15 protein-coding genes and 1 tRNA gene are annotated in these 13,960 nt (G+C 69.8%); 10 read left to right on the plus strand and 6 right to left on the minus strand.

All coding sequences use genetic code 11. The features are described from left to right. Positions 1-18 precede the first annotated feature (18 nt). On the minus strand, positions 19-1,077 hold the full coding sequence (tsaD, locus tag KBY96_RS01210) for a tRNA (adenosine(37)-N6)-threonylcarbamoyltransferase complex transferase subunit TsaD (protein ID WP_254977378.1): 1,059 nt from the start codon (positions 1,075-1,077) through the stop codon (positions 19-21). Positions 1,078-1,126: 49 nt separating this feature from the next. On the opposite strand from tsaD, the gene KBY96_RS01215 reads away from it, so the two are divergent. Together KBY96_RS01215 and psaJ are read left to right on the plus strand one after the other, a co-directional pair. Then, positions 1,127-1,624, plus strand: coding sequence for a Photosystem I reaction center subunit III (locus KBY96_RS01215; protein ID WP_254977636.1), 498 nt, complete (start codon positions 1,127-1,129; stop codon positions 1,622-1,624). A 44-nt stretch (positions 1,625-1,668) separates the two neighbouring features. After that, complete coding sequence (gene psaJ, locus KBY96_RS01220) at positions 1,669-1,785, plus strand: photosystem I reaction center subunit IX (protein WP_254977379.1); 117 nt, start codon at positions 1,669-1,671, stop codon at positions 1,783-1,785. Between the two features lie 66 nt (positions 1,786-1,851). Here psaJ and gmk read toward each other — a convergent pair whose 3' ends face one another. Further along, the gene (gene gmk, locus KBY96_RS01225) at positions 1,852-2,436 is read right to left on the minus strand and encodes a guanylate kinase (protein ID WP_254977381.1); all 585 of its coding nucleotides are present in this window, start codon (positions 2,434-2,436) and stop codon (positions 1,852-1,854) included. A gap of 89 nt (positions 2,437-2,525) precedes the next feature. On the opposite strand from gmk, the gene KBY96_RS01230 reads away from it, so the two are divergent. Further along, positions 2,526-4,184, plus strand: a complete 1,659-nt coding sequence (locus KBY96_RS01230) for an NFACT family protein (protein WP_254977382.1) — start codon at positions 2,526-2,528, stop codon at positions 4,182-4,184. Between the two features lie 101 nt (positions 4,185-4,285). Beyond that, positions 4,286-5,008 carry a twin-arginine translocase subunit TatC gene (tatC, locus tag KBY96_RS01235; protein ID WP_254977637.1) on the plus strand — a complete coding sequence of 241 codons (723 nt, stop codon included), beginning with the start codon at positions 4,286-4,288 and terminating at the stop codon, positions 5,006-5,008. On the opposite strand, the gene KBY96_RS01240 is transcribed toward tatC, so the two are convergent. Both KBY96_RS01240 and KBY96_RS01245 read right to left on the minus strand, forming a co-directional pair. Continuing rightward, complete coding sequence (locus tag KBY96_RS01240; RefSeq protein ID WP_254977383.1) at positions 4,984-5,730, minus strand: hypothetical protein; 747 nt, start codon at positions 5,728-5,730, stop codon at positions 4,984-4,986. The genes tatC and KBY96_RS01240 overlap by 25 nt on opposite strands. 196 nt (positions 5,731-5,926) lie before the next feature. Further along, the gene (locus KBY96_RS01245) at positions 5,927-6,286 is read right to left on the minus strand and encodes a DUF3067 family protein (protein WP_254977384.1); all 360 of its coding nucleotides are present in this window, start codon (positions 6,284-6,286) and stop codon (positions 5,927-5,929) included. A 65-nt stretch (positions 6,287-6,351) separates the two neighbouring features. Here KBY96_RS01245 and petC point away from each other — a divergent pair, with 65 nt between their 5' ends. From petC to cobM, 4 genes are all read left to right on the plus strand, one after another. Continuing rightward, positions 6,352-6,900, plus strand: coding sequence for a cytochrome b6-f complex iron-sulfur subunit (petC, locus tag KBY96_RS01250; RefSeq protein WP_254977385.1), 549 nt, complete (start codon positions 6,352-6,354; stop codon positions 6,898-6,900). 76 nt (positions 6,901-6,976) lie between these two features. Beyond that, the gene (gene petA, locus KBY96_RS01255; RefSeq protein ID WP_254977638.1) at positions 6,977-7,909 is read left to right on the plus strand and encodes a cytochrome f; all 933 of its coding nucleotides are present in this window, start codon (positions 6,977-6,979) and stop codon (positions 7,907-7,909) included. A gap of 13 nt (positions 7,910-7,922) precedes the next feature. Next, positions 7,923-8,792: a prolipoprotein diacylglyceryl transferase gene (gene lgt, locus KBY96_RS01260; RefSeq protein WP_254977386.1), complete on the plus strand. Its 870-nt coding sequence runs from the start codon at positions 7,923-7,925 to the stop codon at positions 8,790-8,792. Further along, positions 8,789-9,604 (plus strand): precorrin-4 C(11)-methyltransferase, encoded by an 816-nt coding sequence (cobM, locus tag KBY96_RS01265; protein WP_254977387.1) that lies wholly within the window; start codon positions 8,789-8,791, stop codon positions 9,602-9,604. Before lgt ends, cobM begins: the two co-directional genes overlap by 4 nt. Here cobM and KBY96_RS01270 read toward each other — a convergent pair. Further along, entirely contained in the window at positions 9,568-11,079 is a 1,512-nt protein-coding gene (locus KBY96_RS01270; RefSeq protein WP_254977388.1) for an FAD-dependent oxidoreductase, read from the minus strand. The genes cobM and KBY96_RS01270 overlap by 37 nt on opposite strands. A gap of 179 nt (positions 11,080-11,258) precedes the next feature. Between KBY96_RS01270 and KBY96_RS01275 the strand changes: the two genes are divergently transcribed. Together KBY96_RS01275 and KBY96_RS01280 are read left to right on the plus strand one after the other, a co-directional pair. Then, positions 11,259-11,330: transfer RNA gene (locus KBY96_RS01275), tRNA-Val, on the plus strand. Positions 11,331-11,486: 156 nt separating this feature from the next. After that, positions 11,487-12,308: a helix-turn-helix domain-containing protein gene (locus KBY96_RS01280; protein WP_254977389.1), complete on the plus strand. Its 822-nt coding sequence runs from the start codon at positions 11,487-11,489 to the stop codon at positions 12,306-12,308. Here KBY96_RS01280 and KBY96_RS01285 read toward each other — a convergent pair. After that, positions 12,280-13,929 carry a Ppx/GppA phosphatase family protein gene (locus tag KBY96_RS01285; RefSeq protein WP_254977390.1) on the minus strand — a complete coding sequence of 550 codons (1,650 nt, stop codon included), beginning with the start codon at positions 13,927-13,929 and terminating at the stop codon, positions 12,280-12,282. The two genes, KBY96_RS01280 and KBY96_RS01285, sit on opposite strands and share 29 nt — an antisense overlap. Positions 13,930-13,960: the final 31 nt, after the last annotated feature.

A 13,960-nucleotide genomic window follows, 5' to 3' on the forward strand; every position in this document is an offset into this window, starting at 1 on the left:
CAGCAACAACCTAGAGGCTCAGAACGGAGCCGGTGTGTCGTAGAGGCAGCCGGCCTGCTCCAGCGGCAGGCGCGCGGCCACGCCCAGCTCGCCCGCACTGCGACAGCCCCGGGCCAGGCGCTCGCAGGCCGCCACCCCCACCATGGCGGCGTTGTCGGTGCAGTAGGCCAGCGGCGCCACCCGCCACTGCAGACCATCACGGCGGCAGCGGTCCGCCAGCAGCGTGCGCAGGCGCTGGTTGGCGGCCACCCCGCCCACCAGCACCAGGGTGCCGAGACCCTGGTCGCGGGCACAGCGGCAGCTGCGCTCCACCAGCACGTCCGCCACCGCCTGCTCGAAACTGGCCGCCAGATCAGCCAGGGGCAGGGGGCCAGGTCCCTCGGCCTCCAGGCTGCGCACCAGCCGCAGCATGGCGGTCTTGAGGCCGCTGAAGCTGAAATCGTAGGGATGGAAGCCTCCCTCCGGCCGCGACACCCGGCCCCGAGGCAGCCGGAACCGCTGGCCATCCCCGCCGCTGGCCGCCGCCTGAATCGCCGGTCCGCCCGGATAGCCCAGCCCCAGCAGGCGCGCCACCTTGTCGAAAGCCTCGCCGGCCGCATCGTCGTGGCTGCGGCCCAGGCGCAGAACTGCCTCGGGGGCCTCGACGCGCACCAGCTCGGTGTGTCCGCCGCTCACCAGCAGCACCAGGTGGGGACCGGGGGGCAGGGGCTCGCCCAGCCGCACCGAGGCCAGATGGCCCTCGAGGTGGTGCACCCCCAGAAACGGTTTGCCGTGGAGGCGGGCCAGGGTCCGACCGGTGACCGAAGCCACCAGCAGCGCTCCCACCAACCCCGGCGCCACCGTCGCGGCCACCGCATCCACCTCGCTCAGGGCCAGGCCACTGTCCCGGCACACCTGCTCGATCAGCTGCGGCAGGGCCTCCACATGGCGGCGCGAGGCGATCTCGGGCACCACCCCACCCCAGCGGGCATGTTCCTCCACCTGGGAAGCCACCGCACTGGCCAGCACCACGCGGTCACGCACGATGGCCGCGGCGGACTCGTCACAACTTGTTTCGAGGGCCAGAACCGTTGGCATGGTGCCGGTGCTGCGCTCTTACGTTCTGTCGGTGACATCCTGCATCGCGATGCGCCACTTCTTTCCCCGCCTGTGCGCGGTTCTGCTCTCCGCCTTCCTGCTGTTCGGCCTGGCACCTGTTGCCAATGCCGATGCATCCGTTGCCGGTCTCACACCCTGCGCTGAGAGTCCCCGCTTCCAGCAGCGGGCCGCCGCGGCCAAAACACCCCAGGCCGAAGCCCGCTTCAAGCTCTACAGCCAGGCCCTCTGTGGCACCGATGGGCTACCCCACCTGATCGTGGATGGCCGCTGGAGCCATGCCGGTGACTTCCTGATTCCCAGCATTGCCTTCCTCTACATCGCCGGTTGCATCGGTTGGGCAGGCCGCAGCTACCTGATGGCGGTGCGGGGTGCCAAGGACGCCAACATGAAGGAAATTCAGATTGACGTGCCCCTGGCCCTGAAGAGCACCATCGCCGCCGCCAGCTGGCCGCTGGCCGCCTTCAAGGAGCTCACCGGCAAAGTCCTCACTGAATCCGAAGATCGCATCACCGTGTCGCCGCGCTGACTCTCTCCACAGCTGCGCGCCAACGTCATCACCCACTCCAAATCATGAAAAAATTTCTTACCACGGCACCAGTCTTTTCAGCGATCTGGTTTTTCCTCACCGCCGGAATCATGATCGAGTTCAACCGTTTCTTCCCCGATCTCCTGTTCCACCCCCTCTGAACTCTCCCCCTCATGACGCGCCCCTGCTGAGGCCATTCCTTTGAGCTGAATACGGCGTCGTGACGATCAGGGCCTTCCGGACGGGGGGCCCTTTTGCTGGCGTGCATCGAGCTGCATCAGCCGCTCCAGTTCTGCCAGGGCCAGCTGCAGATCGCCATTCACCAGCACCGCATCAAACTCGCCCTCCGCAGCCAGTTCCACCCGGGCGCGGTCCAAGCGCTTGCTGATCGCCCCATCACTGTCCGTGCCCCGCCCGCGGATGCGGCGTTCCAGTTCCGCGAAGCTGGGCGGCTTGATGAACAGCTGAAACCCCGCGGGGAAGGTGCGCCGCACCTGCCGGGCCCCCTCCAGTTCGATCTCCAGCAGCACCGGTCGCCCCTGCTCGAGATGCTGCTCCACGGGTCGGCGCGGGGTGCCGTAGAGGTTGCCGGCAAATTCGGCCCACTCCAGAAATCCACCCGCACGCACCTGCCGCTCGAATGCCTCCCGGCTGAGGAAGAAGTAGCTCTCTCCATCCACCTCGCCCGCCCGTGGAGCGCGGGTGGTGGCCGACACCGACAGCCAGATCTGCCCATGACGCTCCAGCAGCCGGCTCACCAGGGTGCCCTTGCCGACGCCACTGGGGCCGGTGATCACGGTGAGACGCGCCATCGCTGTTGAACGGTGGGGCTGCAGAGTAAGAGTCGGTGTGGGTCTCCCCGGCGCAGCAGCCGGCGCAGGTGATGGCGAGGCTGCAGCCGATGGATTTCACCAGCCTGCGGGCCGTGCTGGCTGAATGGCGGGCGCTGCTGCTGCCCAGCCGCTTCGAGAAGGCCCAGCAGCCCAGCCCCCACGGCCTGCAGATCGGCCTGCGTCACCTGCAGGGGATCACCTGGCTGGAACTGAGCTGGCAGGCCGAGGCGGCCCGGGTGCACGCCATCGCCACGCCCCCACGTCAGGGAGAAGGCAGCACCCTGGCCCAGCAGCTGCAGCACGGGCTGCGCGGCCTGGCGCTGATCCAGATCGAGCAGCCGGGCTGGGAGCGGGTGGTGAAGCTGGGCTTTGCCCGCCGTCCCGGTGAGCCGGCGCAGCGCTGGCTGATGGTGGAACTGATGGGCCGCCACAGCAATCTGTTCCTGCTCGACGAGGAGCGGCAGGTGGTGGCCCTGGCCCGGCAGGTCAAAGCCAGTCAGTCGCGGCTGCGGCCGATCGGCACCGGCGATCCCTATCAGCCGCCGCCGCCCCTGGCCGGCGACCCCCCCAGCCGCCACGAGAGCTTCGAGAGCTGGCAACGCCGCCTGCTGCTGGTTCCCGTGCCGCTCGAGCGGGCCCTGCGGGAGGCCTACCAGGGCATCAGTCCTGCCCTCGCCCGGCAGCTCGCCCCAGCGGACTGGCTCGCTCAGCCGGTGAGTGAGCTCAGCGGCAACCAGTGGCACCAGCTCTGGCAACACTGGGGCGTCTGGCTGGAGGCGCTGGCGAGCGACCGCTTCCGCTGGCAGGCCCTGGGTGACGGCTATGCCTGCTGGCCGCTGAGCCACACCCCCCCAGCCGACGCACCACCCACGGCGCTGGCGATCAACCGGGCCCTGGCGGCCTACTACGGCGACCATCTGGCCACAGCGCTGCTGCGGCAACGGCGGCAGCAGCTGCAGCAGCAGCTGGAGCGCCTGGAGCAGCGGGAACGGCGCCAACGCCAGGAACAGGAGGCGCTGCTGGCCGCTGTTCCCGCCAGCGAGGAGCTCCAGCGCCGGGCCGATGCCCTGCTCAGCCAGCGACAGCCTGAGCGCAGCTGCATCGACGAGGCCCAGAGGCTCTACCGCAAGGCCCGCAAGCTGCGCCGCTCCCTGGAGGCCATCCAGGCCCGGCTGGAGGTGCACCGCCAGCGGCTGGACACGATCGCGGCCAGCTTCACCTACCTGGAGCACGCCGAAACAGCGGAGCAGCTGGCCTGGATCGCCGATGAATTCGACCAGCTGCTGGGGGGAGTGGCCAGCGGCCCGCAGCGACGGCAGACGGGGGGCGGCAACCGCCAAGCGGGCCCCCAGCCCCTGGAGCTGCACACGCCCTCCGGCATCCCCCTGCAGGTGGGCCGCAACCATCGCCAGAACGAGTGGATCGCCTTCCGCCAGGCCCGCCGCGGGGATCTCTGGTTCCATGCCCAGGAACTGCCCGGCAGCCACGTGGTGCTCAAGAGTTCCGAGGCCCCGGCAGCCGACAGCGACCTGCAGAGCGCAGCCGACCTGGCGGCCCATTTCAGCCGTGGCCGGGCCAACCGCCGGGTGCCCGTGGTGATGGTGCCGGTGGAGCAGCTGCAGCGCATCCCCGGCGCGGCGCCCGGCACGGTGCGCCACCGTGGCGGGGACGTGCTCTGGGGTGAACCACAGCGCGCCCTTAGCCTGCTCTCCGCACGGCAGCCATGACCAGCCTCCCCCCGAATCCCACCGATCAGGGTGGCAGCGCCGCGGTCCCCGCCACAGCTGCCACCGCATCCGGCGCCGAGGAGTTTCCCGGCGAGGTGGAGATGAGCCTGGTGGACCACCTGGAGGAACTGCGCCGCCGGGTGCTGCGCAGCCTGCTGGCGGTGGTGGTGGCGGCTGCGGCCTGTCTGGTGGTGGTGAAGCCGCTGGTGCGGCTGCTGGAGATGCCGGCCGAAGGCATTCGCTTCCTGCAGCTCGCGCCCGGCGAGTTTCTGTTCGTGTCCCTGAAGGTTGCGGGCTACAGCGGGCTCACCCTGGCCCTGCCCTGGGTGCTCTACGAGATCCTCTCCTTCGTGCTGCCCGGCCTCAACCGTCGCGAGCGCCGCCTGGTGGCTCCGGCGGTGGCGGGCTCGGCGCTGCTGTTCGCGGCCGGCCTGGCCTTTGCCTGGTGGGCCCTGGTGCCGGCCGCCCTGAACTTCCTGGTGAGCTACGGCGCCGATGTGGTGGAGCCGAGCTGGTCGATCGAGCGCTATCTCGATTTCGTGCTGCTGCTCATGGTGGCCACGGCCCTGGCCTTCCAGCTGCCCGTGCTGCAGCTGATCCTGGGTGCCCTGGGCCTGATCCGAGCCAAGGCGATGCTGGCCGGCTGGCGCTGGGTGGTGGTGCTCTCGGCCGTCTCCGGGGCCGTGCTCACCCCGTCCACCGACCCGGTGACGATGCTGTTGCTGAGCGGGGCGATCACCGGGCTGTTTCTGGTGGGGGTGGCCCTGGTGGCCCTGGTGGAGCGCCTGCGGCCCTCGGTTCAGGGGAACAGCGGCGTGCCCTGATAGGGATCGATGGCGTCGTAGAGGATCGGCATCCCACCCTGCGGGTCCTCCACGGCCGGCTCGCTCGCCAGGGGCGCATCGGCCGGTTCAGCCTGCAGCCCAGGCTCATCCCAGAGGGGAGGGGCCATCAGCCTCGGGCTGGGTGCTGGCGCTGGAGCCTGGGGTCGCCTGGCAGAGGGTGCGGACGAGCGCACCGGAGCTGGGCGGGTGGGCCTTGGTGAGGTGGGCCGCGGCTTGGCAATGGCCACCTCCCGCTGCACCCCCATCTCCAGGCCGGAGATCCTGGTGAGCGTCTCCACCAGCCCAGGCACGGGCTTTGCGTTGATGAAGCGGAAGTTCTCGGTGAGCTTCTGGCCGCCGGCGTCGTAGCCCTCCACGGAGAACTGATAGTCGGCCGACTTTCCCGCCCGGGAGCCGGCCACCCCGCCCACCACGGCACCGGCCAGGATCCCGAATGGACAGGCGATCAGGGTCCAGCAGGTGGCCACCGCTCCCACAACGGTCCCGGTCACGGCACCGCCGGTCGCCCCCAGGGACGAGACCAGGGCGTTGTGGTTTTTCCAACCCACCGCGTTCCACTGCACGATGCGGTTGGCGGGGATCAGGCCGGCGGGTCCCTGAAAGCCGCGGTCGGTGATCTCGATTTTGCAGCGGTTGTTCCCGCAGATGGCTTCGTAGCGGGCGGCCTGCGCCGGCATGGCCAGCACCAGCGACAGGCCCACCAGGGCGCCCCCGGAGGGGCCGAGCCAAGCGGGGCTGGACCGTCTGGGATGAGGCATGGAATCCGTCATGGGCACGGCAAAGGGCGGAAGGGCTGGGTGGGTTGAAGGCCGCCGGGCCGGCGTGCGGTGGTGGATCGGCAACAGACCGTGGAACGCTTGGTAACACCTCAGCGCCCGGCCCGCACCCCCCAACGCCCTAGAGCAGAAATTCCGAGGAGCGCTCGGGGGGCAGGTTGAGGGCCAGGGTCAGGGCGCGGCCCAGCCGCGGCTTGCCGGTGGTGGTGAGCAGCCAGCGGCGCACCTGGGCGGCCACGCCCATGCCGTTGAGCAGGGCGGCCACCTCCTCGAGCCGCAGACCGTAGGCCTCAGTGCTGAGTGGGAACGACTGCTGCTCCAGGTAGGCCCACATCACCTGCAGGTAGAGCCGTCCCCGGCGCTGCACCAGCTGCAGGTCGTAGGACGCCTGCCAGCGGGAGCGCAGCACGGCGATGAGCTCCGTGCCGCTGAGGGGAGCGGCGCTGTCGGAGGGCGGATCATCCCGGCGAACGGCGGACAAGGGGCGGGGTGGGGCAGGCCTTAAGGTGGCACGCATCTTGCTGTGGCTCCAAGGAGCAGCTCCGCATGACCCAGATTCCAGCGAGCGCCTCAAGCAGTGATGTGCCCGGAATGGGTCGTCGGCAGTTCATGAACCTGCTCACCTTCGGGTCCGTCACCGGCGTTGCCCTCGGTGCCCTCTACCCGGTGGTGAGCTACTTCATCCCGCCGCGGGCCAGCGGCTCCGGCGGCGGGACCACCGCCAAGGACGAGCTGGGCAACGCCGTCACCGGCACCGGCTGGCTGGGCACCCATCCCGAAGGCGACCGCAGCCTCGTGCAGGGCCTCAAGGGTGACCCCACCTACCTGATCGTCGAGGGCAACGACGCCATCGGCAGCTACGGCATCAATGCCATCTGCACCCACCTGGGCTGTGTGGTGCCCTGGAGCAGCGGCGCCAACAAATTCATCTGCCCCTGCCACGGCTCCCAGTACGACGCCACCGGCAAGGTGGTGCGCGGCCCCGCTCCCCTCTCCCTGGCTCTGGCCCATGTGTCGGTAGAAAACGACAACGTGTTCCTGTCCCAGTGGACCGAAACCGATTTCCGCACCGGCGACAAGCCCTGGTGGGCCTGATCCCCAGCCGCTGATCCGCCTCTCCACTGCCCTCTCACCGATGCGCGCCCCCGTCTCGTCTCACCACTTCTCCCTGCTGCGCCCCATGCTTCGCCCCCTGTTCGGCGCCGCCCTGGCCCTGGCCGTGCTGGTCTCGGCGGCCTCCCCCAGCTGGGCCTATCCCTTCTGGGCTCAGCAGAACTACGACAGTCCCCGCGAGGCCACCGGCAAGCTCGTCTGCGCCAACTGCCACCTGGCCAAGATGGCCACCCGCGTCGAAGTTCCTCAGGCGGTGTTCCCCGACACGGTGTTCAAGGCGGTGGTGGAGATTCCCTACGACACCGCTGTGCAACAGGTGGCCGGTGACGGCAGCAGCGCCGGGCTGAACGTGGGCGCTGTGGTGATGCTTCCCGACGGCTTCACCCTGGCTCCCCAGGACCGCCTCAGCGAGGAGCTCAAGGAGGAGACGGCCGGTATCTACTACAGCCAGTACTCCGACGATCAGCCCAACATCCTGCTGGTGGGCCCCCTGCCGGGCGATGACCACCGGGAGATCGTGTTCCCGGTGCTCTCCCCCGACCCCGCCACCGACAGCAGCATCCACTTCGGCAAGTACCAGCTCCACGTGGGGGGCAACCGCGGCCGCGGCCAGGTATATCCCACCGGTGAAAAGAGCAACAACACCGTATTCACGGCTCCTGCCGCCGGCACCATCGCTGCCCTCACCCCCGGTGAGAACGGCTCCACGATCGTGGAGATCAGCACCGGGGACGGCAGCGTCAGCGAGACCATCCCCGCCGGTCCCGCTCTGATCGTGGCTGCTGGTGACACGGTGGCCGCCGGCGCTGCTCTCACCAACGATCCCAACGTCGGCGGCTTCGGTCAGCTCGATGCCGAGGTGGTACTGCAGAACCCACTTCGCATCATCGGACTGCTCGCCTTCTTCGGCGCCATTGCCGTCGCCCAGATCATGCTGGTGCTGAAGAAGCGCCAGGTGGAGAAGGTTCAGGCTGCCGAAGGCATCGTCTGAGCCGGCCCTCTCCTTGTCTGTTCTCGCCGTCTTCACCTCCCCGGGCCCCCTGGCGTTCCAGTGGGGCCCCCTGGCCCTGCGCTGGTATGGCCTGCTGATCGCCCTGGCAGTGCTGGTTGGTCTGCTGCTCTCCAGTCGCCTGGCCAAGGCCCGTGGCATCGATCCGGCCCTGATCGCCGACCTGCTGCCCCTGCTGGTGCTGGGGGCTGTGATCGGCGCCCGCCTGTACTACGTCGTTCTGGAGTGGCGTCAGTACGCCAGCAACTGGGTGGATGTGCTCTCGATCTGGCGCGGCGGCATCGCCATCCACGGCGCCCTGATCGGCGGTGTGCTCACCACGATCCTGTTCTGCCGCTGGCGCCGGCAGCCCTTCTGGCCCCTGCTCGATGTGCTGGTGCCCTCGGTGGCCCTGGGCCAGGCCATCGGTCGCTGGGGCAACTTCTTCAACTCCGAGGCCTACGGCCTGCCCACCGACCTGCCCTGGAAGCTGAAGATCCCGGCGGCCAATCGCACCCCGGAGTTTCTCGAGCAGCTCTATTTCCATCCCACCTTCCTCTACGAATCGATCTGGAACCTCGGCGTTGCCGCCTTGCTGCTGGTGCTGTTCCGCCAGGCCAGCCGGGGCAGGATCCGGCTGCCGGCCGGTGCCCTCAGCTGCGTGTACCTGATGGCCTACAGCAGCGGCCGGGTGTGGATCGAGGGCCTGCGCATCGATCCCCTCTGCCTGTTCGCCGAGCCGCCCTTCTGTGAGGGCGGCATCCGCATGGCCCAGCTGATGAGCCTGGTGCTGATCGCCCTTGGCGGGCTGGGGCTGTGGTGGCTGCTGCGCCGCGGCCGCCCCCTGCCCGATCCCGCCGGGATGGGTTCTGGAGCCGGGGCATGAACCCGGTGTGGATTGTGGGAGCTGGACCGGGGGCCCCCGACCTGCTTACCCTGCGGGCTGCCCGGCTGATCGAGCAGGCCGAGGTGCTGGTGTGGACTGACTCCCTCGTCAATCCCCAGATCGCTGCCCTGGCGCCCCCCCACTGCGAACGGATCCGCACCAGCACCCTCACCCTTGAGCAGGTGCTGGAGCTTCTGGTGGACAGGGCCCGCGCCGGGCGGCGCGTGGTGCGCCTGCACGATGGCGATCCCTGCCTCTACGGAGCCCTGGCTGAGCAGGTGTGCCGGCTCGCCGATAGCGGCCTGGACGTGGAGGTGGTGCCGGGGCTGAGCGCCTATCAGGCCACCGCCGCGGCCCTGGGCCGGGAACTGACGATTCCGGGACTGGTGCAGACGATCGTGCTGGGCCGCGCCGGGGGGCGCACGGGCGTGCCGGAACGGGAGTCGCTGGCGCGGCTGGCGGCCCTGCGGGCCTCCCTCTGTCTCTACCTCAGCGCTCGCCACGTGGAGGAGGTGCAGGCTGAGCTGCTGCGCCACTACCCGGCGGACACGCCGGTGGCGATCGGCTACCGGGTGAGCTGGCCCGATCAGCAGATCACGGTGGTGCCTCTCGCCGATATGGCACGGGTGAGCCGCGAGCTCTCACTCATCCGCACCACCCTCTATGTGGTGAGTGCGGCCCTGGCGGCACCGCAGCAGGCCCGCTCGCGGCTCTATTCAGCCAGCCACCGCCATCTGTTCCGCGGAGGGGCGCCTGAAGACGATGCCCCCCCCCATCAGCCCCCGGCCGCGGCCAGCGCGGCCTCGCCATAGAGCTCCCGGGCCAGGCGCTGGCGATCGAACCGGCAGCCCAGGCGCTCGGCAATGGCCTCCAGATCCCGGGCGGCATTGCCCAGGCAGCAGGTGCCTCCCGGTGATGGGGTGACGTTGAACACCAGCCCCGGCAGGGCCGCGATGCTGGCCTCGCCAAGCATCAGCGTGCGGTTCGTCTTGTCGATCAGCTGGGGACGGACACCGCCGTATCCCTCGGCGAAGCGCAGATCCTCCAGCCGCATGCCCGGCACGATCTTGCGGGCATCGGCCAGGAACAGACGCCGGCGCAGCCAGGGCAGCTCGAACAGCAGGTTCTTGAGGATGTAGTTGCGGATGTCCGCCACCCGCAGCAGCTGCCAGAACACCGCCAGCACGGCCATGTCAAGCCGCAGCACCTGCAGAAACTCCCAGAACGAGGCGGGTCGGTAACGCTCCAGCAGGGGCAGCAGCAGGGCCGTGGGGCCGAAGCGGGTCTTGCCCGGCGCGCGCACATCAGGATCGCCGTGGATCGCGGCGAAGGGCAACCTGTCGTTCTGCAGCGTGTACACCTTGCCGCGCAACAGGTCGGGCGTGAAGTAGAAACTGCCGGCCACCGGCAGGCAGGAATACTGCAGGCCGAAGCCCATCCTCTGGGCCATCAGCAGGCTGTGGGCGCCGGCATTCACCACCACGTGGCGGGCCAGGATCTCGCGCGGCGGGGCAGAAACCGGGCCTGCCACCGCCACGCCCTGGGTGCAACCCGGTTGGCAGCCGGGGGTAGCAGCCAGGCGCACGCGGAACAGCTCACCGTCGTGCGTGATCTGCTGCACGGTGGTGCCCAGGTGCAGATCGAGCTGGCGGCGGGCACCATCGGGGGCCCGGCTCTCGGCGATCGCCGCCCGCGCCTGCTGCACGAAGGACTCCGACAGCTCCTCGTAGTCGACCGCGGTGTAGGTGCTGCGGATGCCGATCGCCACCAGCTCCTCGGGCCGGAGCTGACCATCCACCAGGGCCACGTTGGGTTCCCACGTGGCGATCTGCTCCTTCTCCAGCAACTCCATGGCCGGGAAGTGGGGGGAGAAGCGGGCGAAGCGCTCGCGCAGGGCAGCGCACTCCGCCTGCCCCACCGCGAGCACCATCTTCGGGGTGCGAAACACACAGCGCTGCCGCTGCGCCGGCTCGAGCAGCTCGGCGTAATGCACGATCATCTCGGCCGTGCGCTTCACCTTCAGCGCCTTTTCGAGCGTGTAGTTGGTCTCGATGTCGCCGCAGTGGATCGTCTGGCTGTTGTTGGTGGCCCTGGAGTTCACCCGCGCCAGCTGGGGGTAGCGCTCCACCAGGGCCATGCGCTTGAGGTCGGTGTAGCGGGCCAGCTCGAACAGCAGCGCCGTGCCGCACACCCCACCACCCACGATCAGCACATCCACCGGCGCGTCCGCAGCCAGCGCCGAGCCCCCCTCAGCTGGCGGAACAACGTGTGGCTGGTCGCTGGTCACGGGGGGAGGAACGGGCGAGGAATGCCGGCCATGCTGACCGATCGCAGCCAGGCCGGGCGCCGGTCCCTGGGGGCGTCTGCCTGCCGTGACGTAAACTTGCCTCTGTTGAGCGGTTCCGCGGGATTTCACCTCCGGCGGTTGCTCAGCCAGCGGGTCATCGTCCAGATCCCTGCAGCACCGGGCGATTAGCACAGCGGTAGCGCACTTCCTTCACACGGAAGGGGTCACTGGTTCGAATCCAGTATCGCCCATCTTTTCGGTCAGCTTCCCCGGTCCCCCGCAGCCGCCTCTCCGGCTCGCGTCTCCCTAGACATGGGTCAGAATGGCGCGCGAGTCCTGACGTACCTCGCGGCGTTCAGGTTACCCGGCCCCAGGCCGGTGCCAGTTCCACCAGGGAGTTCTGCCGCGTGAATGCTGATGCCAATCCGGCACTGCAACAACTGGGCAGGCGACTCAGCCAGGCCCGTGAGGCCTGCGGTCTCACCCTTGCAGAGCAGGCCGATCGCCTGAACATGGGCCACGAACAGCTGCTGGCGCTGGAGGCCGGCAACCGCGAGGGTCTCCCGGAGCCGGTGTTCGTGGTCGCCCAGGCCCGCCGCGTGGCCACCAGCCTGGGCATCCAGATCGACGAGGAGATCGCCGCTCTGCGCAGCAGCGACGGGTTCCAGACCCCGCGGGTCACCCGCGCTCCCGCCCAGCCCCACGCGCAGGATTCCCCAGCCGCAACTGCGCCCGCGCCACCGCCGATCCAGCGGTCCACGCCGGCCCAGCGGCACTCCACCGCCCTGCCTGTTCCCCTGCTGGCCCTGGCCACCCTGCTGGCGGCTGCAGCCGGCCTGCTCGCCCTGCGCCAGGTGCTGCCCCGCCTCGCCAACGCTCCCGCCCGCGAGGCCCCTGGGTCACTCCCTGCCCCTGCCGCAGGCACCGCCAGCCTCAAGCTCGGTCCCAGTACCACTCCCACTCCCAGCTCAGGCCGCAGTCCGGCCGAGCTGGTCCTGGAGTCCAGCGAACCGAGCTGGGTGGAGGTGCGCAGCGCCGACGGCACCACCCTGTTCCGCGGCAGCCTGGAGCGGGAACAGCGCTTTCCCCTGGCGGCCGGAGTGGAGGTGCTGGCCGGCCGGCCGGACCTGGTGCAGGTGCGCCTGGGCACAGCGCCGGCCACAGTGATGGGAGCGATTGAGGATGTGCGCTGGCGGCGATTCAGCGCCGATCCGGCTCCAGCACCCTGAGCACCAGGCCGCAGGCCTCCATCACCACCTCGGCGCAGGAGCGCAGGCTCCAGAGCTCCAGGTTGAGGTCCACCGGCTCCTCGCCGGGGGTCGCTGACCTGGGCAGCAGCTCAATGGCCACACCCCGGTCGTCGCCGGGTGGCAACGGCGCCACCCGGATCGCCTCGATCCCCTGGCCGGGGCGTCGATCGAGGGCCGCGGCCAGGCGCAGCAGCAGGGCCATGGCGGTCACGGTGCGCCGCTGGTGGCGGCTGTCGATCAGCAGCCACGACTCATGGCGCTTCTTGGGCAGGCTGCGCCGGTGGTAGCGGGCGATGGCGGCCACCATCAGGTGCTCGGCCTGGGAATAGCCCAGCAGCTCGCCGTGGCGGATCAGGTACCAGGTGTGTTTGTGGTAGGCCGAGATGTTGATGCACTTGCCGCAGGTATGCAGCTGGGCGGCCGCCCAGAGCAGCTGGCGGCCCGAGCCGTCATCGTCGTGCAGCAGGCCCCGGCTCTGGTCGTAGAGGCTGAGGGCATGCTCGGCCACCCGGTCGGCGCGGGCCAGGTCGACGCCGAAGTTGCGGGCCAGATGCAGCACCGTGCGCTCCCGGATCGTGCTCTGGAACGAGAAGCGATCGCCGAGGATGTTGTTGCGCAGCATCCAGTCCACGATCAGGCCCTCGCGCAGGGCCCGGTCGCACACCACCAGATCCCGGGCCCCGAGCATCTCCATGGCCGTCTGCAGGATCAGGGCGCCGGGCACGATGATCTCGGCCCGGCGCTCGTTGATGGTGGGGAGGGCCCGGCGCTGCTCCAGGGACATCGCCTGTAACCGCTCCACCAGCTGATCCAACCGCTCGCGGCTGAGCCTGTAGCCCTGCAGTTTGACCGTGGGCCGGTCGTCGTCTGCCGCCGCCAGGGCCGCCAGGGCCAGGGCGGTGCCGCTGGTGCCCACCAGCTGAGGCACGTCGCCGGGGCGCAGGGCCCCGCGCACTTCCGCCACCGCCGGGTCGAGGGCCCCCTGGATGTAGGCGTGCAGAAAACCGCGGGCCTGGGGCGGCAGGGGATCCTGCTGGCAGAACTCGCGCTGCAGGCGCACGGCGCCGATGCGCGTGCTGGTGAGGGTGAGGGCATCGGCGCCATCGGCCAGCACCAGTTCGGTGGAGCCGCCGCCGATGTCGATGATCGTGTGCGGGCGGTCGCCGAAGGCCATGCCCGAGAGCACCCCCAGGTAGATCAGGCGGGCCTCCTCCGGACCGCTCACCAGATCCACCGCCAGTCCGAGCTGGTTCTGGATGGCCAGCAGGAAATCGCGGCCATTGGGGGCCTCGCGCACGGCGCTGGTAGCGGCCGTGACGATCTGCTCCACCCCAAGGCTCTCGGCCAGCTGGCGGTTGTGGCGCAGGGTGCGGAAGGCCCGCTCGATGGCGGCGGAGCTGAGGTCACCGCTGAGCGGGTCGCGCTCCCCCAGGCGGGTGGTGCTCTTCTCGGCCAGCAGCACCGAAAAGGTGGAGAGCTGCACATCCACCTCCGCAACCAGCAGGTGAATGGAGTTGGTGCCGATGTCGATGGCGGCGACCCGCCGGTGGCTGGCCTGAACCATGGGCAGGCGACTGCCGGCGCGGCGCCACTTTGCCATCACCGCCTCCCCCCTAGCCTGCCCCGCAGTG

This window comes from Cyanobium sp. ATX 6A2, from assembly GCF_024346355.1.
In the GTDB taxonomy this organism is placed as follows: domain Bacteria; phylum Cyanobacteriota; class Cyanobacteriia; order PCC-6307; family Cyanobiaceae; genus NIES-981.